The organism is Stackebrandtia albiflava (assembly GCF_007994225.1).
In the GTDB taxonomy this organism is placed as follows: domain Bacteria; phylum Actinomycetota; class Actinomycetes; order Mycobacteriales; family Micromonosporaceae; genus Stackebrandtia; species Stackebrandtia albiflava.
On record NZ_VLLL01000005.1, the window covers coordinates 390925 to 416734 of the forward strand.

A 25810-nucleotide genomic window follows, 5' to 3' on the forward strand; every position below is an offset into this window, starting at 1 on the left:
CGGTCCTTCCGCGGGGCGGAGGCGTCCGGTCGACGGTGAACCGGTGACACCCGGCCGGGTGGGCGGGACAATGGGGTGATGTCGTCGCGTGAACTCCCACCGGAACCGGCCGACGCAGTGGAGCGGTTCGCGACCCACCTGCGAGACGAGGCGGGTCGTTCTCCGCACACCGTCCGCGCGTACCGCGCCGACGTGGTCTCGATGTTGACCTTCGCGGCGGAACGGGGCGTCGCCAGAGTGTCCGATTTGGACCTGTCGGTGTTGCGAGCCTGGTTGGCGGCCCGGCGTGCCGCCGGGAGTGCTCGTGCCACCCTGGCCCGTCAGGTGTCGGCGGCGCGGGTCTTCACCGACTGGGCGGTACGGCGCGGGCTCGCGGACACCGACGTGGGCGCGCGGCTCACCGGGCCGGCCGTCCGCCGCAACCCCCCGTCGGTGTTGCGGCCCGACCAGGCGGAGGCGTTGCTGGCGGTGGCCGCTGCCGACACCTCGCCGGTGGCCCTGCGGGACGCCGCGGTCTTGGAGACGTTGTACGCCACGGGCATCCGGGTGAGCGAACTCTGCGGGCTCGACGTCTCCGACGTGGACTTCGCACGGCGGCTCGTCCGGGTGTTGGGGAAGGGGGCCAGGGAACGGTCGGTCCCCTTCGGTGCGCCGGCGGAGCGGGCCATGCGCGTGTATCTGCAGACGGCCCGGGGTGAACTGTGCCGGTCCGCCACCGAATCCGCGATGTTCCTGGGTGTCCGTGGCGGCAGGCTGCATCCCAGCTCGGTCCGCCGGCTGCTGGATCGGCGGCAGACCGCCGCCGGAGGACCCGCGGTGACGCCCCACGATCTGCGGCACAGCGCGGCGACTCATCTTCTGGAAGGAGGCGCGGATCTGCGAAGTGTGCAAGAGTTGCTTGGGCACGCCTCGATCGACAGCACTCAGATCTACACCCATGTGACCGCCGAGCGGTTGCGAGGGGCGTTCGATCAGGCGCATCCGCGAGCCTGAGTGAGCCGGAGGAGGCACATGAACCTGCCACGACCGCCCCAGCCGATCCCCGGAGCACGATCGTTGTTCTCCCTCGATCCGCGGATGGCCCACCTGAACCACGGATCGCTGGGGGCGGTACCGTTCCCCGTCCAGCACGCGCAACGTCTCCTGATGGACGAGGCGGAACGGGATCCCCGTGCGTTCGCCGCGCAGGTGCCCACCCGGCTCCGGTTGGCGAGGGAGGCCGTGTGTCCGACGATCGGCGCCGACGCCGACCTGACCGCCTTCGTCACCAACACCACCACCGGTGTCGCCCTGGCCCTGCACTCGCTCGACCTGTCGAGCGGCGATGAGATCGTCACGACCGACCACGGTTACCCGTCGATCGACTTCAACGTGGCCGCCTACACGCGTTCGCGCGGTGTGGTGCACCGGGTGGCCCCGGTGCCGTTGGACGCTTCCGACGACGAGGTGGTCGACGCGGTCCTGGCGGCCGTCACCGCGCGCACCCGTCTGGTGATCCTCGACCACATCACGTCCGCCACCGCGCGGTTGTTCCCGGTGGCGCGGGTGTCGGCGACGCTGCGGGACCGCGGTGTTCCGCTGCTGGTGGACGCCGCCCACGTCCCGGGGCACATCCCGGCCGACGTGGCCGCGGTGGGCGCCGACTTCTGGATCGGAAACGTCCACAAGTGGGCGTTCGCGCCGCGCGGCACCGCGCTGTTCAGCGTCGCGCCGCACCGGCGGGAACGGATCCGGCCGCTGGTGGAGTCCTACGGGCAGGCGTCGGGTTTCCCGGAGTCGGTGGAGTTCCACGGCACCGACGGCTACACCGGTTGGATCGCCTCGCCCGCCGGGCCGGCGATCCTGTCGCAACTCGGCCTGGAACGGGTGTGGCGGCACAACTCCGAACTCGCCGCGTACGGGCAGGCGGTCATCGCCAAGGCGCTCAACACGGATCCCGCCGACCTCGGGCGGCCGAGTCCGTTGGCGATGCGGTTGATTCCGCTTCCCGAGGGCGTGGCGACGACGCAGGAGGCGGCACTGGCGCTGTGGCAGCGGATCCGTGACCGCCTGCGCACCGAGACGGCGGTGAACTGCTGGAACGGTCGTGGCGTGTTGCGCATCGCCGCTCACGTCCACAACGGTGCCGAACAGTACGAACGGCTCGCCGACGGCCTCCCCGGCCTGCTCGCCGAGTAGCGCCACGGTCGGCTGACCGGGCCGGGGCAGCAGCCGTATCCGTCCGTACCCCAGTAGCCACAGTGGATTGCGGTATCCGCCCGGCCCCCGCAGGCCCCAGTGTAGGCAGGCGTCGACCGGGCAACCGGGATGACCGGCCGCGAGTGAGCCGATCCGGGTGCCGGTCTCGACCGCCGTACCCGGGTCGGCCGGGTCGGTGACCGGCTCGTAGGTCGTGCGCAGGCCGGAGTCGTGGAGGACCGTGACGACCGTCCGGCCAGCGACCGGGCCGGCGAAGGTCACCCGGCCGGGTCCGGCGGCCAGGACGGGTCGGCCGGGTGCCGCCGCGAGATCCACGCCCCGGTGTCCCGGGCTCCACGGATGCCTGCCGGGTGCGTAGTCGCGCACGACCGTGGTCGGCCGCAGCGGCCAGTCGAACGCCGGTGCGCGCGGTTCGCCGGCCGGAACGGGCGCGGCGCCGGAGGCGAGCGATCCGGCGCCCAGCGCGAGGACGAGGGTGGCGGTGGCCAGGAGGCCGATCGATGTGGACATGAGAAGAATGCTGGTCGCCGCGCCCGTCCGTCGGCAAATCCGGCGCGGGCGGGCTGTGGACGACGCCCCTGTTGTGGAAAACCCACAGTGGACTCCTTGACGGCGGATGTGACTCCCGTCATAGTCGTCCCGGGTGCGTTCGGCCCGTGACGACACGGCCAGTCATACCCCCCGGTGACGCGGCTCTCCTCCCGCACCCCACCGGCGAACCCCACTCGTCACCGTGGCCCGCCTGCCGTACGGTGCCACAGTCGGGCGGGGCACCGGTACAGCACTTCCCCCATAAGGAGACCTCAAGTGGCGGAACGCCAGAACTACCCAGACAGCAGCGGCGGCCGTTGGGACGCACCACTGCCGAACCGTCGACCGGAACCGGCGGAACGCCCCGGTTTCGTCGACCGCACCGAGCCGATGGGCCGTCCGGACCGGCCCCAACCGGCCAACGACGTCTCGCTCGACGAGCTGATGGCCTCCCGGTCGCGGCGCACCCCCTTCCCCGAACAGGCGGCACCGGTCTCGGGCCCGCAGTGGCAGGGCGGGATGGAGCCCGACGCGCTCCACGGCGACCCCGAACTGGCCGCCGCGGCGGGCGTGGACGCCTACCGGCCGCAGTCGCCGGTCAGTGGACAACCCGTCTCCGGCGGCCATCCCGAACCCGCCGGTCAGCAGTACGGCGCGATGGACGAACCGACCCGGCTGCACAACCCCGTCACGCAGCAGGCCGCCCCGCCGCCCCACCCCGCGCCGCCGCCGGTCCCCGCCCAGGCGGGCGGCCAGAACCGGCGTGGCTACCCCGAACAGGTGGCCGAGGGCGTGTACCGGCGCAGCCGCCCCGGCCTGGGAGTCCTCCTCGCGGTCGTCGCGGTCGCCATGATCGCGCTCGTCGGCGGGATGCTGATCGCGACCGTCGGCGGTACCGGTCTCGCCAACCCCTCCGCGGTGGTGTCGGCGGCCCTGGCGTTCGCGGGCATCCCGCTGACGGCCTGGGGCCTCTACCCCCTGCTGGGCATGGGCTCCCAGGCGGGCCCGGACCACTACAGCGCACTGCTGCGGGCGCCCTACGTCCATCTGCTCACCGGGCTCGTGCTCCTGGTGGCGGCGGGCCTGGCGGCCTGATCCCACCGTCCCACCGGTGAGGGCGACGCCGACGAGACCACGGCGGCACACCGCGTACACTGGTGCACCGGCGGCCACCGACGGTGGCCGACTATCGCGTGCGCGTTTCACCGTCGCTCCCCGCGGGGCGTGAACGGTGCGGCGGCCTTCCCGGTCCGGATCCGTCCGGTATCTCACGGCCGTCGGCGAACGGGCACCAGGCGCGGGAGCGATTGCCCCGCGAACAACCAGGAGGCACACGTCACCGTGCGGCGACGTGTGCGTGAAGAAAGGAAACCAGGCAGTGCCTGTTGTCAGTATGCGTCAGCTGCTCGAGAGCGGCGTGCACTTCGGCCACCAGACCCGTCGCTGGAACCCGAAGATGAAGCGCTTCATCCTCACCGAGCGCAACGGCATCTACGTGATCGACCTGCGTCAGACCCTCGACTACATCGAGAAGGCGTACGACTACGTCAAGAACACCGTCGCCGAAGGCGGCTCGGTGATGTTCGTGGGCACCAAGAAGCAGGCCCAGGAGGCCATCGAGGAGCAGGCCCGCCGTGTCGGGATGCCCTACGTGAACTACCGCTGGCTCGGCGGCATGCTCACCAACTTCCAGACCATCTTCAAGCGGCTGCAGCGGCTCAAGGAACTCGAGATCCTGGAGCAGTCCGGCAACCCGAAGGAGGGCCGGACCAAGAAGGAACTCCTGCAGCTCATGCGGGAGAAGGACAAGCTGGCCCGCACCCTGGGCGGCCTCCGCGACATGACGAAGCTCCCCAACGCCATCTGGGTGGTCGACACCAAGAAGGAGCACATCGCCGTCGACGAGGCGCGCAAGCTCGGCATCCCGGTCATCGCGGTGCTGGACACCAACTGCGACCCCGACGAGGTCGATTTCCCCGTCCCCGGTAACGACGACGCGATCCGGTCGGCCGCGCTGCTGACCCGTGTCATCGCGGACGCGGTCGCGGACGGCCTGATCGCCCGCGCCGGCTCCGCCAAGGGCGACGACGAGAAGCCCGGCACGGCGGGCGGTTCCTCCGAGGAGCCGCTGGCCGAGTGGGAGCGGGAGCTGCTGGAGAAGTCCGACTCCGCCCCCGCCCCGGCCGCCGAAGCCCCGGCCGCCGAGGCTCCGGCTTCGGAGTCCTGATCGTCGCCCCGGCACGCCGTACGGCGTGCCGGGCCCAATCGTCAACACCGTCGAGGAAAGAGGAAATGGCCACAATCACCGCCGCCGACATCAAGCGGCTCCGGGAGCTGACCGGTGCCGGAATGATGGACGTCAAGAAGGCCCTGACCGACGCCGACGGCGACTTCGATGCCGCCGTGGAGGCACTGCGCATCAAGGGCGCCAAGGACGTCGGCAAGCGCGCCGGTCGTACCGCCGCCAACGGTCTGGTCGCCCAGTCGGGCACCGCCCTGCTGGAACTCAACTGCGAGACCGACTTCGTCGCCAAGAACGGCGCCTTCATCGAGCTCGCCCAGTCGCTCGTCGAGCACGTCGCGGCCACCCGGCCCGCCGACGTCCCCGCGTTGCTGGCCAGTGAGCTGAACGGCAAGTCCGTCGCCGACCTGCTGGCGGAGGAGTCGGCCAAGATCGGCGAGAAGCTGGTGCTCAACCGGATCGCGGTGCTGGAGGGCGACGTCGCCGTCTACATGCACCGCAAGGCCGAGGACCTGCCGCCGCAGGTCGGCGTGATGGTCGCCTACAACGGTGATGCCGAGGCCGCCCGCGGCGTCGGCATGCAGATCGCCGCCATGCGACCGAAGTACCTGACCCGTGACGAGGTCCCCGCCGACGTCGTCGAGGCCGAGCGCCGTGTCGCCGAGCAGACCGCCCGCGAGGAGGGCAAGCCGGAGCAGGCGATCGAGAAGATCGTGACCGGCAAGGTCAACGCCTACTACAAGGACTTCGTGCTGCTGGAGCAGATGTCGGTGTCCGAGAACAAGAAGACCGTCACCCAGGTCCTGGAGGCCGCGGGCACGACCGTCACCGCGTTCGCCCGTTTCGAGGTCGGACAGGAGTAGTCCGCCGCGGACGCGGCCCGTCGGGCCCCGCTGATACGGTTCTTCGGGCCGTCGGCGGGGCGGCCGACCGGCGTCCGTGCGGAGTGCGGAGTGAACGAGGGGGTCATCGGATGGCGCGATCCACCGATGACCCCCTCGTTTCGCGCGTACCGAGCCAGACACAGAAGGGGTTGATGACCATGGCCGAGACCACACGGCACCGATACCGCAGAGTGGTTCTGAAACTGTCGGGCGAGGTGTTCGGCGGCGGCGCCGTCGGAGTGGACCCCGACGTGGTGGCGGGGATCGCGGGGCAGATCGCGCAGGCCGCCCGCACCGGGGTCCAGATCGCCGCCGTGGTCGGCGGGGGCAACTTCTTCCGGGGCGCGGAGTTGCAGCGTCGCGGCATGGAACGTACCCGCGCCGACTACATGGGCATGCTGGGCACGGTCATGAACTGCCTGGCGCTGCAGGACTTCCTGGAGAAGGAGGGAGTCGACACCCGCGTCCAGACCGCCATCACGATGGCGCAGGTCGCCGAGGCCTACATCCCGCGCCGGGCGATGCGCCACCTGGAGAAGGGCCGGGTGGTCATCTTCGGTGCGGGCGCCGGGATGCCGTACTTCTCCACCGACACCGTCTCCGCGCAGCGCGCGCTGGAGATCAAGGCCGACGCGGTCCTGATGAGCAAGAACGGCGTGGACGCCGTCTACACCGCCGACCCCCGGGTCGACCCCACCGCGCAGCGGCTGGAGACCGTGACGTTCGAGGAGGCGCTGTTGCGTCGCCTCCAGGTCGTCGACCAGGCCGCTTTCAGCCTCTGCCAGGAGAACCGGCTTCCCATGCTGGTGTTCGGCGCCGAGGGCGAGGACTCGATCCTGCGTGCCCTCAACGGCGACGAGATCGGCACCCTGATCACCTCGGCGGGTTAGGCCACCCGGCCACCGTATCGAGTGGTGCGCGAGCGGGCAGCCGTCACACTCACCACGCCCACATGACAACATGGCAGTCATCACCGACCGTTGACCGGCGTTCTCGCCGCCTTACCGCCAGAATGTGAGATGTGACCGTGATCGAGGAGACACTCTTCGAAGCCGAGGAAAAGATGGAGGGCTCGATCGAGCACGCCAAGGAGGAGTTCGCCGCGATCCGTACCGGACGCGCCTCCGCGGCGATGTTCTCCAAGATCCTCGTGGACTACTACGGTTCACCGACTCCGTTGCCCCAGTTGGCCTCCATCGGGGTGCCGGAGCCGCGCATGGTGATCATCAAACCGTATGACGCGTCGCAGGCCGACGCGTTGGAACGCGCCATCCGCGACTCCGACCTGGGCGTCAACCCCAACAACGAGGGCACCCAGCTGCGCCTGGTGCTTCCGCAGATGACCGAGGAACGCCGCCGCGAGATGATAAAGGTCGCCCGGCAGAAGGGTGAGGAGTCCAAGGTCGCGGTGCGCAACGTGCGCCGCAAGGCCAAGGAGGAGCTCGACCGGCTGGTCCGGGACGGCGAGGTGGGCGAGGACGAGGGACGTCGGGCGGAGAAGGAGCTGGACGAGCTGACCCAGCGCCACGTCAAGTCGATCGACGAACTCGTGTCGCACAAAGAAGCCGAACTCCTCGAAATCTGATGAACCGCCACGACACCCCGCCGGCCGGGTCCCCTCGCCGGCGTTTCGCCGCGCCCGGTGAAGCCGGGCCTCGCGGGCCGGAGGGCCACGAGGGCGACCACTACGACCCCGCACCGCCTCCCCCCGGTGAGCCGGCCGCAGACGGCACGGTCTCCGATCCGGCGGAGCCGCCCGCGACACGCCCGAGCCGGGCGGGCCGCAATCTACCGGTCGCCATCGGGGTCGGTCTGGGCCTGGGGGCGCTGGTACTGGCGTCCCTGTTGATCTATCGACAGGTCTTCCTCATCGTGGTGGTGCTCGCCGTCGCGGTGGGCATCTGGGAACTCGCCACGGCCATGCGCAAGGCCGACATCCGGGTCCCGGTGTGGCCCCTGGTGGGGTGTGGCGTCGGAATGCTGGCGCTCACCTGGTTCGCGGGGGCGCCGATGCTGGTCGTGGGACTCGGTGTCACGGTGGCGTTCCTGGTGGTGTGGCGGCTGGCGGACGGCGCCACCGGCTATCACGTCGACGTCCCCGCGGCGACGCTCGTGGCGACCTACATCCCGTTCCTGGGCGGCTTCGCGGTACTCATGGTGGTGCCCGACGACGGGCACCTGCGGATCATCGTGACCCTGGCGGTGGTGGTCCTGTCCGACACCGGTGGATATGTCGCCGGTGTCCTGTTCGGACGGCATCCGATGGCGCCCCGGATCAGCCCGAAGAAGTCCTGGGAGGGCATGGCCGGCTCGCTGGCGGCCTGCGCGATCGGAGGCGCCGTCCTGCTGTGGGTGACGTTCGACGTCGCGTGGTGGCAGGGGGCGCTGTTCGGTGTGACGCTTGCGGTGGCGGCGACCCTGGGCGACCTGACCGAGTCGCTGATGAAGCGCGACCTCGGTGTCAAGGACATGAGCAACCTCATTCCCGGACACGGCGGGCTCATGGACCGGTTGGACTCGATCCTGCTGGTGCTGCCCGTCGCCTATGCCTGGCTGGCATACCTGGCTCCGGTGTCGGCATGAGGTGGCCGCCGTTGCGAGTTTCGGCACCTATCGGGCGTCGGTCGGTGTGGCGGCGTGTAAGACTTGGCTGGACATGACGATGCCAGCCTTGAACCTCAATCCCGTCCGGGCCAACCGGAGTATGCCTCCGAAACACCTGGCCGACCTCAGCCTCGCCGAACGCCGTGAGGCCGTGGTCGCGTTGGGGCAACCCGCTTTCCGTGCGAACCAGCTCTCCCACCACTACTTCGCCAGACGGGTCACCGACGTCGCCGAGATGACGGATCTGCCGGCATCGGTCCGGGAGGGCCTGGCCGCCGAGCTGTTCCCCCGGTTGCTGACCACGGTGCGGGCGGCCGAATGCGACGACGGGGCGACCCGCAAGACGTTGTGGCGGCTCCATGACGGATCGCTGGTGGAGAGCGTTCTCATGGGGTACACCGACCGTGCGACGGTGTGCGTCTCCTCACAGGCCGGGTGTGGTATGGCGTGTCCCTTCTGCGCCACCGGGCAGGCCGGGTTGACACGTAACATGTCCACGGCCGAGATCGTTGAACAGATCGTCAGCGCCGCCCGGACGTCCGAGGCGGCGGGGTTGGGCCGGTTGTCCCACGTCGTGTTCATGGGCATGGGGGAACCACTGGCCAACTACTCGCGGGTGGTGGCGGCACTGCGGCGGGTGACCTCGCCGGCCCCGGAGGGGCTCGGTCTGTCGGCACGGCACATCACGGTGTCGACCGTCGGGCTGGTTCCGGCCATTCGGAGGTTGACGGAAGAAGATCTGTCGGTGACGCTGGCAGTGTCCCTGCACGCTCCCGACGACGAGCTCCGGGACGAACTGGTACCGATCAACAACCGATGGAAGGTCGCGGAAGTGCTTGACGCCGCATGGCAGTATGCGAAGCGCACCGGGCGACGGGTCTCCATCGAATACGCGATGATCCGCGACGTGAACGACCAACCATGGCGTGCCGATCTGCTCGGCCGGTTGTTGAGAGGAAAGCTTGCGCATGTCAATCTGATTCCCCTGAACCCGACTCCGGGTAGCCGTTGGGACGCCAGTCCGAAACCGGTGGAACGGGAGTTCGTGGCACGGCTGCGGGCGGCGGGTGTGCCGACCACGGTCCGTGACACCCGTGGCCGGGAGATAGACGGCGCATGCGGGCAGCTCGCGGCCTCGGAGCAGGTTGCGCAGCCGCAGGGCGGCACGGAACAATTGGCCCACGTACGACGGGGCGATTCACGGAAGGTGGCTTTGTAGTGGCCAATCATGGTGATCGGTTCAGACGACGGGCACTGAGTCGCGGGTACAAGGTCGACGAGGTCGACGCTTTCCTTGACAGGGTCGAGGCGACGTTGGCGGGCGAACCGATGGGTTCCCCGGTTCCGTCGCAAGAAGTCGACGACGTGGTGTTCCGAGTCCGGTTCGGTGGCTATGACGAATGGCAGGTCGACGTCTACCTGGACCGGGTCGCAAGGCAGTTGAGCGAGCTGGAGGAGCGGGGCGTCCTGGGCAGGGCTCCGTCGCCGGAGTTCGTCAACGGCCCGCAACGCCACGACGACATGCCGGGCCGGGGCGACGACATGCGCGACATGCCGCCGCGCGACCGTGACATGCCGCCGCCGCGCGAGCACGGCCCGCGTGACATGCCTCCGAGGGACATGCCTCCCAGGGACATGCCGCCGCCGCGCGAGCACGGTCCGCGTGACATGCCTCCGAGGGACATGCCGCCACGTGACATGCCGCCGCCCCGTGAACACGGTCCGCGCGACATGCGTGACGCGCCCATGGGCGCGCGGGAGATGTCGCCGCCCGGGCGGGAGCCGGGTCGCGACCGCCACGCCATGCACGCCGAGCCGTCCACGCCGCCCCCCACGAGCCGGCGTCCGGAACCGCCTCGGGGCCGCCCGGAACGCGGTGCGCCACCGGTCGTCGAGGACGACGGCGAGAGCTTCGCGCACCTGCGTGCCGACGACGGGGAGGGTTTCGGCCACCTGGCGCCGCGCATCGACGACGACGACCCGTTCGGTGGCCGGCCGACACGTCGGCACCACACCCCGCCGGCCGGTTTCGACCGGCGCGGCGAGGAGCGGCCACCGCCCGGTGCCGACCGTTTCGACGGACCACCGGCGGACCGTTTCGACGGCCCGCCGCCCGGTGCCGACCGCTTCGACGCGCCGCCGCCGGACCGCTTCGAACCTCCGACCGAGCGTTTCGAGGCGCCACCGCCGGAGCGTTTCGAGCCGGGACCCGACCGTCCCGCGGGTGGTCCGCCGCACGAGCGGTTCGCGCCGCCGCAGGAGCGTCGTTTCCCGCCCGAACCCGAACCGTTCGGCGCCAGGGACGGCGGCAGGCCCCCTGCCGCGGCACCGCCGCCGCCCGCGTGGGGTGCCGAGCCGGGCCCGGGTTTCGAACGTCCCACGCCGCCGCGCGGCTTCGACGACGACATGACCCGGCCGATCAGGCGACCGGTGGAGGAGCCGGAGGTCGACTCACAGTTGACCCAGCGGTTGCGCCGGGGTACCGACGACCGTTTCGCGCCGCCCGCCCAGCGCGGTGAGCCGGTCGGGCCGCCGCCCGGTGTGGACCCGACGCCGCCTCGTGGCGTGGACCCCGGTGCGACGATGCCGCACCCGGTGGTGCCGCAGCCCAGCCGCCCGGCGTCGCCTTACGGTGACCAGCCGCCGTACGGGGAGCAGCCCGGATACGGTGAGCCGCGCACGGTTCCGCCGGTGTCGGGACCGCCGGGTGAGCCCGCCGGCGCCAAGGTCGATTATGGACGCAGGAACCCGTATGAGGGCCGTGGTGTCTTCGACGGTCCCGGCCGTCACGGCCGCGAGGAGATGACGACCGAACTGCGGACCTCCGACTCCCCGTTCACGCCACAGGACCTCCAGCGGTTGGAGCAGTTGCGCGGCGCGTTCCAGCCCCGCCGCTTCGGCAGCGGGTACGACCCGGCCCAGGTGGATCGGATCTTCGACGCGATGTCCGCCAACATGACGGGACGTTCCCCGGTTCCGGTGAGCGACAAGGAGCTGGACACCAGCCAGTTCAGTCTCGTGCAGCGCGGTTACTTCGAGGCCGAGGTGGACGCGGCACTGCGCGAGGTGCGGGACATCTTCGCCAAGCGCGGCATGGTCCGCTGAGACGACGACACGAGTGAGGCCCCGGACGACCGTCCGGGGCCTCACTCGTCGTCTGGGACGGGACTACTCGCGGAGACCGTTGCGGACCATCACCCAGTCGGTGATGATCGCCAGGGCGATGACGATGGCGAAGCCGCCCAGCCACAGGTCTTCCACGCGCCCCTCGTGGTTGCCGTACAGGTAGGCCACCATGGTGATGATCGCCGCGATGCCCACGGTGTAGGCCAGTTTGCGGTTGGTGGGTTTGCGCTGGTCCGGTGACGTCACCGGTTCGTCGTGACCTGCCACTGTCCTTCGACCTTTCGCGTGGTGGATCCGTTGGGCTCGCGGTTAGTGTCCCATGGCCGTACCGTCGCGCCGTGGCGACCTGCGAGACCCGGTTCACACCGGAGCGACCCGGTCTCATCGGCCACTCGGGCGCAGCGCGACGCGGGACCCGGTTCACCAGGCGGGTAAGGTCGGGGCGCGGGGCAATTCCACGTTCTCACTAGAACCGAAGGGCGAGAATCGACGTGCGGATCACAGGTTGCGGACACGCGAGCATGCGTATCGAGACGGCGGCGGGGAGCATCCTGTGCGACCCGTGGGTCAACCCGGCCTACTTCGCCTCCTGGTTCCCGTTCCCCGACAACTCCGGACTGGACTGGAAGTCGCTGGGGGACTGCGACTACCTGTACGTGTCGCACCTGCACCGCGACCACTTCGACGAGATCAACCTGCGGGAGAACGTCTCCAAGGAGACGACGGTCCTGTTGCCGGAGTACCCCACGTCGGAGTTGGAGGACGAGCTGCGGGAACTGGGGTTCACGAAGTTCATCCACACGGTGTCCGGCGAGGTGACCGAACTGCCCGGCGGCGTGAAGGTCATGATCCAGGCCCTGACGTCGCCCACCGACGGCCCCATCGGCGACTCGTCGATCTGGGTGGAGGACGCCGACGGTGTCCGGCTGCTGAACCAGAACGATGCCCGGCCCACCGACCTGTCCGACTTCACCAGGCTGGGCCACATCCACGCGCACCTCCTGCAGTTCTCCGGGGCGATCTGGTATCCGATGGTGTACCAGCTTCCGGAGGCCGCGAAGCGTGCCTTCGGCAAGCAGAAACGGGACCGGCAGTTCGACCGGTCGCTGCGTTACATCGACGACGCCAAGGCGTCGCACGTGTTCCCGATCGCCGGCCCACCGTGCTTCCTCGACGAGTCACTGTGGCGGTTCAACGACATCTTCGGCGACGAGGGCAACATCTTCCCCGACCAGCAGGTCTACGCCGACTACCTGGCCGAGAACGGACACGACAACAGCGTGATCCTGTTGCCGGGCACGGTCACCGAGGTCACCCTGGACGGGTGCACTGTGACGCATCCGGTCGCCGACGTGCGTGAGTTCTTCGCGGACAAGGAGACCCACCTCCGGGAGTACGCGGCCCGGCAACGGCCCGTCATCGAGGCGGCGAAGCGCTCCTGGGAGCACCCGGAGATCGACGTGTTCACCGAGTTGAAGAAGCGGTTCGAGCCGTTGTTGGCGGAGGCGGAGTTCATCGCCGCGGGGATCAACGGCCCCGTCCGGTTCGACCTGACCGCGCCCGACTCCGACGAGGTCGTCGACAGCATCGTCTTCGACTTCACCGACCGCGAGATCCGTCGCTTCCGCGACGAGAAGTGCCGTTACCGCTTCACGACGGAGCGGCGGCACATCGAGCACCTCCTGCACATCGACGAGATCGACTGGGTCAACTCGCTGTTCCTGTCGTGCCGGTTCTCCGCCGCGCGCATCGGCCAGTACAACGAGTTCGTGTACACGTTCTTCAAGTGTCTGTCGGAGGAACGCCTCAACTACGCGGAGGGCTGGTACGCCGAACAGAAGCCCGACGAGGAGAACATCTCCCTGCAGGGTTGGACGGTGCAGCGGCGGTGCCCGCACCTCAAGGCGGACCTGTCCAGGTTCGGCAAGGTCGAGGACGGCGTGCTCACCTGCCAGATGCATGGCTGGAAGTGGAATCTGGACTCGGGCAAGTGCCTGACCAGTGTGGGGCATGACATCCGCGCGGCGAAGCAAGCGGATGCGTGAGGTCCTGTCGCGCGGCGAAGCAAGCGGATGCGTGAGGTCCTGTCGCGCGGCGAAGCAGGCGGATGCGTGAGGTCCTGCCGTCCCGTGAGGCAGGCGGATGCGTGAGGTCCTGTCGCGCGGCGAAGCAGGCGGATGCGTGAGGTCCTGTCGTGCCGCGAGGGACGACTGAACCGCTGAGCGTCCCGGGCGGTCAGTCCGCCCGGGACGCGGTGAACTCTGTCAGGTTCAGTCCGAGTTGCCCGGCCATGTCGTGCAACTCGGCGTCGAGCAGTGCCTCGGCCTCCTGCACGACGGGAAGTTGACCGAAGACCTCCATCGCCACCAGGCCGTAGAGCCGTATCCAGAACGAGTGGAAGGCGTAGCCGAACTCGATCGGCACGTCGGCGCCGATCGCCGTGGCGCACCGCTGGATCTCCTCGCGCAGTCCCGGGGTCATCGGGGGCGGTTGCGGTGTCCGCAGTGTGAATCCGCGTTCGGCGTCGGACTGGTGGAACACCTTGTGGAACATGTCGCCGAAGACCTGGCTGAACCGGCGCATCGACGCGTACGGTTCCTGTTCGGGATCGAGGTCGCGGCTGTGGCAGCCGGGCCCGGCGATGACGGCGCCCGGCACGAGGCTGGCGAACATGAGGGTGAACTCCGGCCGGTGCCGCACCGCCCACAGCCGGAAGCCGCGTGCCGCGGTGAGGAGCCTGCCGATCATGTCGGTCTCGGGGAGGGTGTCGCACCGGGCGACCATGAATCGGCGCAGTTCGTCGTACAGGTCGGCGCACAGCGCGGTGACGAGCGCGTCGAGACCGGGGAAGTAGCGGTACAGGGCGGGAGCGGACATGCCCATGGTGCGGGCGATGGCGCGCAGCGATATCGCCGCCGGTCCGGCCGTGGTGAGTTGGTCACGGGCCACCGCCTTGATCTGGGCGATCGTGTCGGCGCGTTGCTGATCGCGACGACTTGGTGGCGATGTGACGGATTCCACTGCGTTTTCCTGTCCGATATCGGGCATTCCGGTTGTCGAAGTTAACGCCGCTAGCGATAGTTAACGGTGTTCGCGCACGCGGACTGGTCTTCATCCTATAACCCCTCAAGGCGCGACCGGCCGATCCGGACGCACGCCACACGGTGCCGCCGCCCCGGCGGACGCACCCGGCGACCGCGGTACCCGACGGGCCACGGCGCGCGCCGTTAGGAGCTGATTCGAGTGTTCGCATGGTGGGGGCGGGCAGTCGCCCGCCTCAGGTGGGTGGTCCTGGCCGCCGCGGTGGCCGTGGTCGGCGTCGGCGCCACGTGGGGCAGCGGAGTCTTCGACTCGCTGGCCGACGGCGGCTTCTACAACCCCGAGAGTCCCAGCCACAAGGCCGAACAACGCATCGAGGAGGAGTTCGGCCGGCAGGCCGTGGACGTCGTCGCGCTGTACGAATCGGACGACATGGTCGTGACCGACCCCGCGTTCACCGAAGCCGTCACGGACGTCGCCGCCGCCATGGGTGACCGGCCCGAGGTCGAGTCGGTGCTCTCGTACTACGACACGCAGTCTCCCGGCTTCGTCTCCGAGGACGGACACGCCACGTACATCGCCGTGACCCTCACCGGCGACGACGACGCCGAACGGGCGGAACAGTACGAGGCCATCCGCGACCACCTCGACGCCGAAGGGCTCACCACCTCGATCGGCGGCCAGTCCGCGATCTTCGACGACGTCAACACGCAGACGCAGGAGGACATCGTCACCGCCGAGATGTTCTCACTGCCTGTCCTGCTGATCCTGATGGTCGTCATCTTCGGAAGCCTGGTCGCGGCGACGACGCCGCTCCTGGTGGGGGTGTTGGCCATCATGGGCGGTTTCATCATCACCAGGCTGCTCACCTACGTCACCGACGTGTCGGTGTTCGCCATCAACGTCATCACCATCATCGGGCTGGGCCTGGCGATCGACTACGCCCTGTTCGTGGTCAACCGGTTCCGGGAGGAACTCGCGGCGGGCCGCACCACACACGAGGCGATCGTGCGCACCATGACCACCGCGGGCCGGACCGTCATGGTCTCCGGACTCACCATCATCCTGTCACTGGCCGGGCTGCTGCTGTTCCCGCTGCCGTTCCTGCACGGGATCGCGTACGGCGGGATGGCGGCGGTGGCCGTGGCCATGCTCGGCTCCCTCACCATGCTCCCCGCGTTGTTGGCGGTACTCGGACACCGGGTGGACGCCGTCCGGATGCCCTGGCGCCGGAAGAGGGCCGCGACGGTACGCACCGACCACGGCTTCTGGTCCCGGTTCGGCGGCAGCGTCATGCGCCGGCCCGCCGTCTACATCTTCGGCGTCGTGGCGGTACTGGTCGCCCTCGCCACCCCGTTCCTCCACGCGAGCTTCGGCACCGTCGACGAGACGGTCCTGCCCGAGGGCACCGAGAGCCGCGTCGTCAGCGAACGGCTGGAGGCCGACTTCCCCGGCGGTGACCTCGGCACACTCGACGTCCTGGTGACCGGAACCGATCAGGCGGCCGTCTCCGAACTCGTCGCCACCATCGACGACCTCGACGACGTCGAGACGGTCACCCCGACCGAGGGCTCCGAGGACGCCGCCGTGCTCCGGGTCGCCTTCGACGCCGACCCGCAGAGCGACGCCGCCCGCGAACTGGCCGGCACGATCGACGACCTGGCGGTACCCGGCGGCGGCGAGATCGCCGTCACGGGCCTGCCCGCCCAACTCGACGACCAGTTCCGCGACATCGGCGAGCGGCTGCCGTGGCTGGCGCTGTACGTCTCCGTCGTGACGCTGCTCCTGCTGTTCCTGGCGTTCGGCTCCGTCCTGTTGCCGCTCAAGGCGATCCTCATGAACGTGGTGTCGATCGGCGCGTCCTTCGGCATCATCGTGTGGATATTCCAGGACGGTCACCTGTCCGAACTGCTCGGCTTCACGGCCACCGGGTACCTGGAACCCTCCAACCTGCTGTTGATGGTCGTGCTGTTGTTCGGTCTGTCCACCGACTACGAGGTGTTCCTGCTGTCACGTGTCCGAGAGGAGTGGGACCGCACGGGTGACAACACCACCGCCGTCCTCACCGGACTGCAACGCACCGGTGGCATCATCACCTCGGCCGCGCTGCTGCTCATCGTGGTGGTGGGGGCGTTCGCGGCCGGCGGCATCGTCTTCCTCAAGATGATCGGCGTCGGAATGGCGGTGGCGATCTTCATCGACGCGACCCTCGTGCGGATGTTGCTGGTGCCCGCGACCATGCGGGTACTGGGACGCGCCAACTGGTGGGCACCGGCGTTCCTCAACCGGTTCTACGCCCGCTACGGCGTCAAGGAGGGCGACGAGGCCGTAGCCGCCGAACGCGAACCCGAACTCGTCGGCGCCGACCGCTGACCCGTGCTCAACCGGTCTCGGCATCGGGGAAACCCCGGTGCCGAGACCATTCGGGAGCCAGGATCGACATCCACACCGAGTCGTACCGGCGGCCCTCCCAACACAGGGCGTCCCGTTCGACGCCCTCCGCGACGAAGCCGACCTTCTCGTAGGCGCGGCGCGCCCGCGGATTGAACGCGAAAACGGTGAGCCCGATCCGGTGCAGCCCGAGCCGCTCGAAGCCGTACCCCACGATCAGCCTGGTCGCCTCGGCACCCAGACCGCGCCCACGCCCGGCCTCACCCAGCAGGATCCGGAAGTTGCACCGGCCGTCCTCGGGAGACCAGTCGTTGAGGACGACCTCGCCGACGCACTCGCCGGTGGCGAGGTCCACGACCGCCAGGTCGAGCCGGTCGGTGGTCTGCGCGCGGGTCGCCACCCACTCCCGCGCCCGCGCGGCGGTGATCTCGCCGTGGGAACCGGTCAGCCGCGCGACCTCCGGTTCCGACGTCGCCCGCCACAGTCCTTCGAAGTGTTCCTCCGACATCGGTTCCAGGCGCACCAGCGCACCGGCCAGCGTCGGTTTCACGGAGAAGTCGGCCTCGGTCATGTCACCACCCTGACGGGCCGTCGTCTCGGGGGCAATCGGGAATCCGTGAGTCGAAACGGCCGACGCCGGGTAACCACATTCCGACCAAGGAGGCGATACGTATGCGCAGCCGATTCCGGGCCGCGGGACACGCGGTCCATCCGATGCTCATCGTGTTCCCACTCGGACTGCTCGCCACCGCGGTGATCTTCGACGTCCTCCGGCTCATCACCGGGAACGAGGCGTTCGCCGTGGTCGCGGCCTACACGATGGCCGCCGGGATCATCGGTGGTCTCGCCGCCGGTGTGACCGGCCTCGTCGACTGGCTCGCGATCCCCGCCGGGACACGCGCCAAACGTGTCGGTGCCGTCCACGGGGCCGGCAACCTGCTGGTGCTGGCGTTGTTCGCCGTGAGCTGGCTGCTGCGGCTCGGCGGCGACGACTGGGTGCCGGGCGCGTGGGCGATGATCCTGGGCTTCGCGGGTGCCGCGCTGGCCGGTGTGACCGCCTGGCTCGGCGGGGAACTGGTGGAACGACTCGGCGTGAGCGTGGACGACGGTGCGCGGCTCGACGCCCCGAGTTCACTCCGGGCCCCACACGCCTGACATCCGGGCCCCACGCGCCTGACCCTCCCGGGTCACGGCCTCGTCACACATCGACGTCCGTCGGTGGGGATAATGGCGCGATGACCCGCGAATACGTCCTGACGCTGTCCTGCCCCGACCGGGTCGGCGTGGTACACGCCGTGTCCGGTTTCCTGGCCGAACGGCAGGGCAACATCCTCGACAGCCAGCAGTTCAGGGACCCCGGCAGCGGCCGGTTCTTCATGCGGGTCCACTTCCGGGCGGACACACCACTGGACCGTCTGCGGGTGGAGTTCGCCGAACCGGCCGCCCGGGCGGCCATGGACTGGCAGTTGCACGACATGGCGGTCAAGCCGCGCGTGATGGTGCTGGCGTCCCGGCAGGGGCACTGCCTCAACGACCTGCTGTACCGGTTCCGCACCGGCGCGCTCCACGGCGACCTGGTCACGGTCGCCTCCAACCACGCCGACTGGGCCGGACTCACCGAGGCCGGCGGAGTGCCGTTCCGGCACCTGCCGGTGACGCCCGAAACCCGTCCCCAACAGGAACAACGACTGTTGGAACTGGTCACCGAACACCGCATCGACGTCGTGGTCCTGGCCAGGTACATGCAGATCCTCTCCGAGGGGTTCTGCGCCAAACTGCCCGGCCAGATCATCAACATCCACCACTCCTTCCTCCCCAGCTTCAAGGGCGCCAAGCCCTACCACCAGGCGTACGACCGGGGCGTGAAACTGATCGGCGCGACAGCCCACTACGTCACCGCCGACCTCGACGAGGGACCCATCATCGAACAGGAGACCGCGCGGGTCGACCACGCCATGACGCCCGAACGCCTCGCTGCGGCGGGCCGGGACCTGGAGTCGGTCGTGTTGGCACGCGGGCTCGCCTGGCATCTGGACCACCGGGTCCTGCTCAACGGCGACCGCACCGTGGTGTTCCGGTAGCCGTCATCGACCACACGACACCGGCGGGGGACAATACGACGGTGACCCAGCGCGAGATCGTGATACTCGGATCCACCGGTTCCATCGGTACCCAGGCAATCGACGTCATCACCCGGAACCCCGACCGGCTGAAGGTGGTGGGCATCGGCGCGGGCGGCGCCAATCCCGCGCTGTTGGCGGAGCAGGCGCTGGCGCTCGAGGTGGAGGTCGTCGCCGTGGCCCGCGCCGGTGCGGCACAGGACATCCAGTTGGCGTTCTACGCCGCAGCCGAACGACGCGGCTACACCCGGGGCGAGTTCCGGATTCCCAAGATCCTGGCCGGGCCGCAGGCGATGACCGAACTCGCGGGCTGGCGGGCAGACGTGGTGCTCAACGGCATGACGGGCTCCATCGGGCTGGAACCGACGCTCGCGGCGCTTCGCGCCGGTCGCACGCTCGCCCTGGCGAACAAGGAGTCGCTGGTGGCCGGTGGGCCGCTGGTGCGGGCGGTGGCCGCGCCCGGGCAGATCGTGCCCGTCGACAGCGAACACGCGGCGCTCGCCCACTGTCTGCGCGGTGGGCGCGCCGAGGAGGTGCGCCGCCTGATCGTCACCGCGACCGGCGGGCCGTTCCGGGGGCGCGGCCGCGCCGAACTGGCCGAGGTCACCGTCGCACAGGCCCTGCGCCACCCCACCTGGTCCATGGGACCGGTGGTGACGATCAACAGCGCCACGATGGTCAACAAGAGCCTGGAGGTCATCGAGGCCCACGAACTGTTCGGCACGCCCTACGACGACATCGTGGTCATGCTGCACCCGCAGTCCTACCTGCATTCGATGGTGGAGTTCCGGGACGGCTCGACCCTGGCGCAGGTGAGCCCACCGGACATGCGCCTGGCGATCGCCCAGGCCCTGACCTGGCCCGACCGGGTCCCCGACGTCGCGCCGCCGGTCGACTGGTCGAAGGCCCACACCTGGGAACTCCTGCCGATGGACGACGAGGCGTTCCCCGCGGTCGGCCTGGCCAGGGAGGCCGGGAAGGCCGGCCGTTGTCTGCCCGCGGTGTACAACGCCGCGAACGAGGAGTGCGTCGCCGCGTTCACCGAAGGGCGGTTGCCGTTCCTGGGCATCGTCGACACCCTGGCGGAGGTTCTGGCGGCTATGCCGGGCTTCGCCGAACCGGGTACCGTCGATGAGGTGCTCGCGGCCGAACGGTGGGCGCGAGAGGCGGCGCGCCAACGCATCGCCGAGGTGGGACGATGAGCCGGCTACGGCTTTGTGGAGAGCTAAGGGGTACGAAGGTTGGCTTACGTCGTCGGGGTGATCCTGTTCGCCCTCGGAATTCTGATCTCGGTGAGTCTGCACGAGGCGGGCCACATGGGCACCGCGAAGCTGTTCGGGATGCGGGTGACCAGGTTCTTCGTCGGGTTCGGTCCCACGCTGTGGTCGTTCCGCAAGGGCGAGACCGAATACGGCATCAAGGGCATCCCGCTGGGCGGTTTCGTCAAGATCACCGGGATGACCGAGCAGGAGGAGGCCGAGGAGCCCACCCCGCCGGACCAGCAGCACCGGGTCTTCTACCGCAAGCCGCTGTGGCAGCGCACCGTCGTGCTGTCGGCGGGTTCGGTGGTCCACTTCATCCTGGGGTTCCTGATCCTGTGGATCCTGGTGTCGTTCGTGTCGGCGACCAACCCCGCCTACGCGGAGGAGCTGACCCAGGGCACCCGGATCCAGGTGCTCGAATGCCTCGACCCGCAGGAGTGCACCGAGGAGGACGAGCCCTCCCCGTCGGTGGAGGCCGGACTGCGCACCGGTGACGTCCTGCTGGCCGTCAACGGCGTCGAGGTGGCGGGCCGGGAGTGCGTCATCGACGGCACCGACCAGCCGCCCACCGCCTGGGGCTGCGTGGTGAACGAGATCCGCGGCCTCCCCGCCGACCAGGCCGCCGACTTCCGCGTCGAGCGGGACGGCACGACCACCGACGTGGCCGTCACCCCCCGGAACGTGACCCTGACCGGTGAGGACGGCGAGGCGATCGAGGTCGCGCAGGTCGGCATCGGGCAGTACGTCGACCCGTCGATCTCACCCACCGTCACGTACGGGCCGATCGAGGGCGTCGGTGCCGCCGCCGACATGACCGGCGAGATGGCCGTGATGATGGGCGAGGCGATCCTCCGCATCCCCGAGAAGGTCCCGGCGCTGTGGGAGGCCATCTGGGGCGGGGAACGCGACGAGGAGACCCCGGTGAGCGTGGTCGGCGCGAGCCGGTTGGGCGGCGAGATGGTCGCCAACGACGCCTGGGTCATGTTCTTCATGCTGCTGGCGACACTGAACTACTTCGTGGGCGTGTTCAACCTGCTGCCCCTGCTGCCGATGGACGGCGGTCACATCGCGATCGCCTGGTTCGAGCGCGCCCGCTCCTGGCTGGCCCGGAAGCGCTCCAAGCCCGACCCGGGGCGGGTCGACTACGCCAAGCTGCTTCCGTTGACCTACACGGTCCTGGTGGTGATGGTCGGCTTCACGTTGCTCACCGTCACCGCGGACATCGTCAATCCAATCGTGATCTTCAAGTAAGTGGGGATGTATGACCTCCGTCAACCTCGGTATCCCGCAGGCGCCGCCGCCGGCGGTGGCCACCCGTAAACCGACCCGCACGCTCGACGTCGGCGGCGTCCTGGTGGGCGGTGGCGCCCCCGTCAGCGTCCAGTCGATGACGACGACGGTGACCGCCGACGTCAACGCGACCCTGCAGCAGATCGCCGAGCTGACCGCGGCGGGCTGCCAGATCGTCCGGGTCGCGGTGCCCAGTCAGGACGACGCCGAGGCCCTGCCGATCATCGCGAAGAAGTCGAAGATCCCGGTCATCGCGGACATCCACTTCCAGCCGAAGTACGTGTTCGCCGCCATCGACGCCGGTTGCGCGGCGGTGCGCGTCAACCCGGGCAACATCAAGAAGTTCGACGACAAGATCGCCGAGATCGCCAAGGCGGCCTCGCAGGCGGGCACTCCGATCCGCATCGGCGTCAACGCCGGTTCGCTCGACCCCCGGCTGCTCACCAAGTACGGCAAGCCGACGGCGGAGGCCCTGGTGGAGTCGGCGCTGTGGGAGTGCTCGCTGTTCGAGGAGCACGGCTTCCGGGACATCAAGATCTCGGTCAAGCACCACGACCCCGTCGTGATGATCCGGGCGTACCGGTTGCTGTCGCAGCAGTGCGACTACCCGCTGCACCTGGGCGTCACCGAGGCCGGCCCGGCGTTCCAGGGGACCGTGAAGTCGGCGGTCGCCTTCGGCGCCCTGCTGTCGGAGGGCATCGGCGACACCATCCGGGTGTCCCTGTCGGCGCCGCCGGTGGAGGAGGTCAAGGTCGGCACCGCCATCCTGGAGTCCCTGGGACTGCGGGAACGCGGCCTGGAGATCGTGTCGTGTCCCTCGTGTGGCCGCGCCCAGGTGGACGTGTACAAGCTGGCCGAGGAGGTCACGGCGGGCCTGGACGGCCTGCCGGTGCCGCTGCGGGTGGCCGTCATGGGTTGTGTCGTCAACGGCCCCGGCGAGGCGCGGGAGGCCGACCTCGGTGTCGCCTCCGGTAACGGGAAGGGCCAGATCTTCGTCAAGGGCGAGGTGATCAAGACCGTCCCCGAGTCCCAGATCGTGGAGACCCTGATCACCGAGGCACTGCGGATCGCGGAGGAGATGGGTGCCGAGCTGCCGGAGGAGCTGCGGGAGCTGAGCGGCCCCGTCGTCGAGGTGCACTGACCCCACAACGAGAACGGCCGGGGGACACCCCGGCCGTTTCGTCGTCTTCGGCCGGAAACCGTTGTGGCGCAAAGGCGTCAGGTTTTCGCCCCTAGCGTCGGCCAGCCGACAGCATTCGATGGCGGGGCGTGCTGTGATGAACACGCGACCGCCGGTCGCCGGCCGCGATGGTCACCTCGAGTTCACCGGCGTGCGACGCCGGCCCCGGCAGGGGCGGCAGCGCCGGTCGGCGGCGTCCGATTCGTAAGAATTGTGGCGCTATCGACCTGAACACGCACTATCGCAGGCCGTCATCGCAATAATGACTCCTGTACGGAGGGGTTAACGACCCGGCCGGCAGATGGTCACGGTCAATTCGAGGGGAGCCACCGAAAATGGGCAGGATCGTCCGGGAACTGGGCGAAGGGGTGACCAAGTACTACTGGTACCCCGGTCAGAAGTCGGACTGGATCAAGACGGCCATCGCGATCGGCGCGGGCGGTCTGACGTTCGCACTCGTGTACCTCATCACCGGCAACAGCCTCATCGCGGCGACGGTCAGCGCGTCCGTCACCACGGGTATCTGCGGCGCCTTCCTCGGGCGGCGTGATATCACCGCGCTGGAGGAGTTCCACGACCTGGCCGCGGAACGCCGCGCGGCGATGGTCGACAGTGGACGAGCCGCCTGGCGCGGCACCGTCCAGGGTTTCGTCTGCGCCGCCGCGGCCGTGTTCGTGCTGAACATGCCGCAGATCGGGTTTCTGGCGGACTGGGCGTTGCCGGTCGTGCCCGCCGTCATCGGTGCGCTCGCGCACACCGGTGGCATGGTGTACGAGCGGATGACGCGCGTCGGCAGGGGCACCACGGCGGACGCCGGTGTCTCCAAGGAGCTGGAACCGGCCGGTTGAGCCTCTCACCTCTTCCCCCGGTACCCGCGCACCGCGACGGCCGACCGCCGAACCGCGGACCCCGTAACACGGCGGACACACCCGTCCGCGAACGAGACCGCCCCACGTGGGCACACCGTCCGACCACACCAACGACCCCGTGCCGTAGAACTGAGGCACGGGGTCGGTGTGTTTACGAGCCGGCGCGAAGCGACTGCCGCGGGCCTGTGTTGGGCAGGCCGGGCGCTCGACCGTGATGGGTGTGTCGTGCACGGGAGCGCGCTCCACGCCGGCTCGGTATGGGGAGGTCTGGAGTTGTGGTGTGTCCTTCAGGATGCCGCGCGGGAACCCGGAGTGCAAGGGGATTCACCTCTCAATACGCTTGTGACGCATAACATCTTGATGTAGATCGATGCGTATTCCAGAATTACGCGATGGGAACCGTTTACCCGGAGATCACCGAACGGCTGGCCGAGTTCATCGAGGCACAACCGGTGTTCTTCGTCGGTACCGCCCCGGCGGAGTCCGACGGCCATGTCAACGTGTCTCCCAAGGGGATGTCCGGTACGTTCCGGATCCTCGCGCCCGATCGGGTGGCCTATCTGGACTGGGGCGGCAGCGGTATCGAGGGAACCGCCCACATGCGACAGAACGGCCGGGTCTGCGTCATGTTCTGCTCCTTCACCCGGCAGCCCAAGATCCTCCGGTTGCACGGCCTCGGGCGGCCGGTGTTCCCCGACCAACCCGAGTTCGCCCCGTTGCTGGCCCGGTTCGACGACCCCGTCACCCACGGCCTCCGCGCCATCGTCGACATCACGGTCACCCGGGTCTCCGACTCCTGCGGCTACGCCGTCCCGCTCATGGAGTACCAGGGCGACCGGACAATGCTGATCGACCTGAACGCCCGCCGGACCAGGGCCGAGATCGCCGAACGCCGCACCAGGACCAACGAGTACAGCGTCGACGGCCTCCCCGGACTCGCGGGCCACCTGCCCCGCCCCTGAACCCGCCGGGCCACCCGGGCGGCAGCGGTTCCGCCACGGCATCGGCCGCGTCCCACCCACCGATAAGCTGGCCACCATGACTGTTCGTGCCCCGCTACGTCCCGGAGTTCAGACCCCTCGACGGGAGGTGCCGGCCCACATCGTGCGGCCGGAGTACGTCGGACGTCCCCAGCCGAAACCGTTCACCGGTTCACACGTCAAGGACCCCGACACCATCGCGCGCATGCGCCGCGCCGGCCGACTGGCCGCCGACGCGTTGGTGGAGGCCGGCCGGCACGCCGCACCGGGCGTCACCACCGACGAGATCGACCGGGTGGTGCACGAGTACCTGTGCGACCACGGCGCCTACCCCTCCACACTCGGATACAAGGGCTTCTGGAAGTCCTGCTGCACCTCGCTCAACGAGGTCATCTGCCACGGGATACCCGACAGCACCGTGTTGGAGGACGGCGACATCCTCAACGTCGACATCACCGCCTACCTCGACGGCGTCCACGGCGACAACAACGCCACCTTCCTGGTGGGTGACGTCGACGAGGAGGCCCGGCTGCTGGTGGAACGCACCTACGCCGCCACCATGCGCGGCATAAAGGCGATCGCGCCCGGCCGGCAGATCAACGTCATCGGCCGAGTCATCGAGGCGTACGCCAAACGGTTCGGATACGGCGTCGTCCGTGACTTCACCGGCCACGGCATCGGCGAGTCGTTCCACTCCGGGCTGCACGTGCTGCACTACGACAATCCGGTGCACAAGGTCGAGATGGAGCCCGGGATGACCTTCACCGTGGAACCCATGATCAACCTCGGCACGTACGACCACGACATGTGGGACGACGGTTGGACCGCCGTCACCAAGGACCGCAGGTGGTCGGCGCAGTTCGAACACACCGTGCTGGTGACCGACGACGGCTACGAGATCCTCACCATGCCCACCGAGGGGCCGTCGGCCGGGACACCGGAGAAGTTCCGCTAGCACCGGCCACCACCTACGGGGTGCGTCCTCCGGTGCCGGGACGTTTCCCGAACCCGACACCGGAAAGCCGGGTGACCGTCACGGTCACCCGGCTCTCCCGCGTCCCGGGCCTGACCCACCCGGACGACTCGGCCGGGG

At 69.3% G+C, this 25810-nt stretch carries 22 protein-coding genes and 2 pseudogenes; 20 read left to right on the top strand and 4 right to left on the bottom strand.

What is annotated here, in order from left to right; all coding sequences use genetic code 11:
* The first annotated feature begins 78 nt into the window (after positions 1–78).
* The gene (locus LX16_RS02695; protein WP_147132584.1) at positions 79–993 is read left to right on the top strand and encodes a tyrosine recombinase XerC; all 915 of its coding nucleotides are present in this window, start codon (positions 79–81) and stop codon (positions 991–993) included.
* An 18-nt stretch (positions 994–1011) separates the two neighbouring features.
* Positions 1012–2178 carry an aminotransferase class V-fold PLP-dependent enzyme gene (locus tag LX16_RS02700; protein ID WP_147132587.1) on the top strand — a complete coding sequence of 389 codons (1167 nt, stop codon included), beginning with the start codon at positions 1012–1014 and terminating at the stop codon, positions 2176–2178.
* Between the two features lie 123 nt (positions 2179–2301).
* Here LX16_RS02700 and LX16_RS28140 read toward each other — a convergent pair.
* Positions 2302–2709: pseudogene (locus LX16_RS28140) on the bottom strand (M23 family metallopeptidase); the annotation flags it as partial.
* Between the two features lie 297 nt (positions 2710–3006).
* Here LX16_RS28140 and LX16_RS02710 point away from each other — a divergent pair.
* From LX16_RS02710 to LX16_RS28145, 8 genes and pseudogenes are all read left to right on the top strand, one after another.
* Positions 3007–3825 (top strand): hypothetical protein, encoded by an 819-nt coding sequence (locus tag LX16_RS02710; RefSeq protein ID WP_147132590.1) that lies wholly within the window; start codon positions 3007–3009, stop codon positions 3823–3825.
* Positions 3826–4108: 283 nt separating this feature from the next.
* Positions 4109–4957 (top strand): 30S ribosomal protein S2, encoded by an 849-nt coding sequence (gene rpsB / locus LX16_RS02715; RefSeq protein ID WP_147132593.1) that lies wholly within the window; start codon positions 4109–4111, stop codon positions 4955–4957.
* Positions 4958–5022: 65 nt separating this feature from the next.
* Positions 5023–5835 carry a translation elongation factor Ts gene (gene tsf / locus LX16_RS02720; protein WP_147132596.1) on the top strand — a complete coding sequence of 271 codons (813 nt, stop codon included), beginning with the start codon at positions 5023–5025 and terminating at the stop codon, positions 5833–5835.
* A gap of 173 nt (positions 5836–6008) precedes the next feature.
* A complete protein-coding gene (gene pyrH / locus LX16_RS02725; RefSeq protein ID WP_147132599.1) occupies positions 6009–6746 on the top strand; it encodes a UMP kinase in 738 nt (245 codons plus the stop codon).
* Between the two features lie 137 nt (positions 6747–6883).
* Positions 6884–7441 (top strand): ribosome recycling factor, encoded by a 558-nt coding sequence (frr, locus tag LX16_RS02730; protein ID WP_147136906.1) that lies wholly within the window; start codon positions 6884–6886, stop codon positions 7439–7441.
* On the top strand, positions 7441–8439 hold the full coding sequence (locus LX16_RS02735) for a phosphatidate cytidylyltransferase (protein WP_147132602.1): 999 nt from the start codon (positions 7441–7443) through the stop codon (positions 8437–8439). The genes frr and LX16_RS02735 overlap by 1 nt, the downstream gene beginning before the upstream one ends.
* Positions 8440–8518: 79 nt before the next feature.
* The gene (rlmN, locus tag LX16_RS02740) at positions 8519–9679 is read left to right on the top strand and encodes a dual-specificity RNA methyltransferase RlmN (RefSeq protein ID WP_425304413.1); all 1161 of its coding nucleotides are present in this window, start codon (positions 8519–8521) and stop codon (positions 9677–9679) included.
* Positions 9679–9931 (top strand): annotated as a pseudogene (locus LX16_RS28145) (DivIVA domain-containing protein); the annotation flags it as partial. The gene rlmN and the pseudogene LX16_RS28145, both read left to right, overlap by 1 nt.
* 1697 nt (positions 9932–11628) lie before the next feature.
* Here LX16_RS28145 and LX16_RS02750 read toward each other — a convergent pair.
* A complete protein-coding gene (locus tag LX16_RS02750) occupies positions 11629–11853 on the bottom strand; it encodes a DUF2631 domain-containing protein (RefSeq protein WP_147132609.1) in 225 nt (74 codons plus the stop codon).
* Between the two features lie 224 nt (positions 11854–12077).
* Between LX16_RS02750 and LX16_RS02755 the strand changes: the two genes are divergently transcribed.
* Complete coding sequence (locus tag LX16_RS02755) at positions 12078–13631, top strand: Rieske 2Fe-2S domain-containing protein (protein WP_147132612.1); 1554 nt, start codon at positions 12078–12080, stop codon at positions 13629–13631.
* A gap of 190 nt (positions 13632–13821) precedes the next feature.
* Here the strand turns inward: LX16_RS02755 and LX16_RS02760 are convergent, their stop codons facing one another.
* Positions 13822–14607 carry a TetR/AcrR family transcriptional regulator gene (locus LX16_RS02760; RefSeq protein ID WP_158645458.1) on the bottom strand — a complete coding sequence of 262 codons (786 nt, stop codon included), beginning with the start codon at positions 14605–14607 and terminating at the stop codon, positions 13822–13824.
* Between the two features lie 222 nt (positions 14608–14829).
* Here LX16_RS02760 and LX16_RS02765 point away from each other — a divergent pair, with 222 nt between their 5' ends.
* Entirely contained in the window at positions 14830–16998 is a 2169-nt protein-coding gene (locus tag LX16_RS02765) for an MMPL family transporter (RefSeq protein WP_147132619.1), read from the top strand.
* Between the two features lie 7 nt (positions 16999–17005).
* Here LX16_RS02765 and LX16_RS02770 read toward each other — a convergent pair whose 3' ends face one another.
* Complete coding sequence (locus LX16_RS02770; protein WP_147132622.1) at positions 17006–17587, bottom strand: GNAT family N-acetyltransferase; 582 nt, start codon at positions 17585–17587, stop codon at positions 17006–17008.
* A gap of 101 nt (positions 17588–17688) precedes the next feature.
* Between LX16_RS02770 and LX16_RS02775 the strand changes: the two genes are divergently transcribed.
* The 8 genes from LX16_RS02775 (at position 17689) to map (ending at position 25672) form a co-directional block, all read left to right on the top strand.
* The gene (locus LX16_RS02775; protein ID WP_147132625.1) at positions 17689–18171 is read left to right on the top strand and encodes a DUF2231 domain-containing protein; all 483 of its coding nucleotides are present in this window, start codon (positions 17689–17691) and stop codon (positions 18169–18171) included.
* An 80-nt stretch (positions 18172–18251) separates the two neighbouring features.
* A complete protein-coding gene (purU, locus tag LX16_RS02780; protein ID WP_147132628.1) occupies positions 18252–19097 on the top strand; it encodes a formyltetrahydrofolate deformylase in 846 nt (281 codons plus the stop codon).
* Positions 19098–19153: 56 nt separating this feature from the next.
* Positions 19154–20338, top strand: a complete 1185-nt coding sequence (gene dxr / locus LX16_RS02785; RefSeq protein ID WP_147136911.1) for a 1-deoxy-D-xylulose-5-phosphate reductoisomerase — start codon at positions 19154–19156, stop codon at positions 20336–20338.
* 39 nt (positions 20339–20377) lie between these two features.
* Complete coding sequence (locus LX16_RS02790; protein WP_147132631.1) at positions 20378–21649, top strand: M50 family metallopeptidase; 1272 nt, start codon at positions 20378–20380, stop codon at positions 21647–21649.
* A gap of 10 nt (positions 21650–21659) precedes the next feature.
* Positions 21660–22829, top strand: coding sequence for a flavodoxin-dependent (E)-4-hydroxy-3-methylbut-2-enyl-diphosphate synthase (gene ispG, locus LX16_RS02795; protein WP_147132634.1), 1170 nt, complete (start codon positions 21660–21662; stop codon positions 22827–22829).
* Between the two features lie 374 nt (positions 22830–23203).
* Positions 23204–23716 (top strand): hypothetical protein, encoded by a 513-nt coding sequence (locus LX16_RS02800; protein WP_147132637.1) that lies wholly within the window; start codon positions 23204–23206, stop codon positions 23714–23716.
* A gap of 413 nt (positions 23717–24129) precedes the next feature.
* On the top strand, positions 24130–24699 hold the full coding sequence (locus LX16_RS02805; protein WP_147132640.1) for a pyridoxamine 5'-phosphate oxidase family protein: 570 nt from the start codon (positions 24130–24132) through the stop codon (positions 24697–24699).
* Between the two features lie 76 nt (positions 24700–24775).
* Positions 24776–25672 (top strand): type I methionyl aminopeptidase, encoded by an 897-nt coding sequence (gene map, locus LX16_RS02810; protein ID WP_147132643.1) that lies wholly within the window; start codon positions 24776–24778, stop codon positions 25670–25672.
* Positions 25673–25810 lie beyond the last annotated feature (138 nt).

What these genes read in the sequence shown, in the direction of transcription:
- LX16_RS02695 (WP_147132584.1), top strand. Translation starts at nt 79, where the DNA reads ATGTCGTCGCGTGAACTCCCACCGGAACCGGCCGACGCAGTGGAGCGG.
- LX16_RS02700 (WP_147132587.1), top strand. Translation starts at nt 1,012, where the DNA reads ATGAACCTGCCACGACCGCCCCAGCCGATCCCCGGAGCACGATCGTTG.
- tsf (WP_147132596.1), top strand. Translation starts at nt 5,023, where the DNA reads ATGGCCACAATCACCGCCGCCGACATCAAGCGGCTCCGGGAGCTGACC.
- pyrH (WP_147132599.1), top strand. Translation starts at nt 6,009, where the DNA reads ATGACCATGGCCGAGACCACACGGCACCGATACCGCAGAGTGGTTCTG.
- LX16_RS02735 (WP_147132602.1), top strand. Translation starts at nt 7,441, where the DNA reads ATGAACCGCCACGACACCCCGCCGGCCGGGTCCCCTCGCCGGCGTTTC.
- rlmN (WP_425304413.1), top strand. Translation starts at nt 8,519, where the DNA reads ATGCCAGCCTTGAACCTCAATCCCGTCCGGGCCAACCGGAGTATGCCT.
- LX16_RS02770 (WP_147132622.1), bottom strand. Translation starts at nt 17,587, where the DNA reads ATGACCGAGGCCGACTTCTCCGTGAAACCGACGCTGGCCGGTGCGCTG.
- LX16_RS02775 (WP_147132625.1), top strand. Translation starts at nt 17,689, where the DNA reads ATGCGCAGCCGATTCCGGGCCGCGGGACACGCGGTCCATCCGATGCTC.
- purU (WP_147132628.1), top strand. Translation starts at nt 18,252, where the DNA reads ATGACCCGCGAATACGTCCTGACGCTGTCCTGCCCCGACCGGGTCGGC.
- ispG (WP_147132634.1), top strand. Translation starts at nt 21,660, where the DNA reads ATGACCTCCGTCAACCTCGGTATCCCGCAGGCGCCGCCGCCGGCGGTG.
- LX16_RS02800 (WP_147132637.1), top strand. Translation starts at nt 23,204, where the DNA reads ATGGGCAGGATCGTCCGGGAACTGGGCGAAGGGGTGACCAAGTACTAC.
- LX16_RS02805 (WP_147132640.1), top strand. Translation starts at nt 24,130, where the DNA reads ATGGGAACCGTTTACCCGGAGATCACCGAACGGCTGGCCGAGTTCATC.
- map (WP_147132643.1), top strand. Translation starts at nt 24,776, where the DNA reads ATGACTGTTCGTGCCCCGCTACGTCCCGGAGTTCAGACCCCTCGACGG.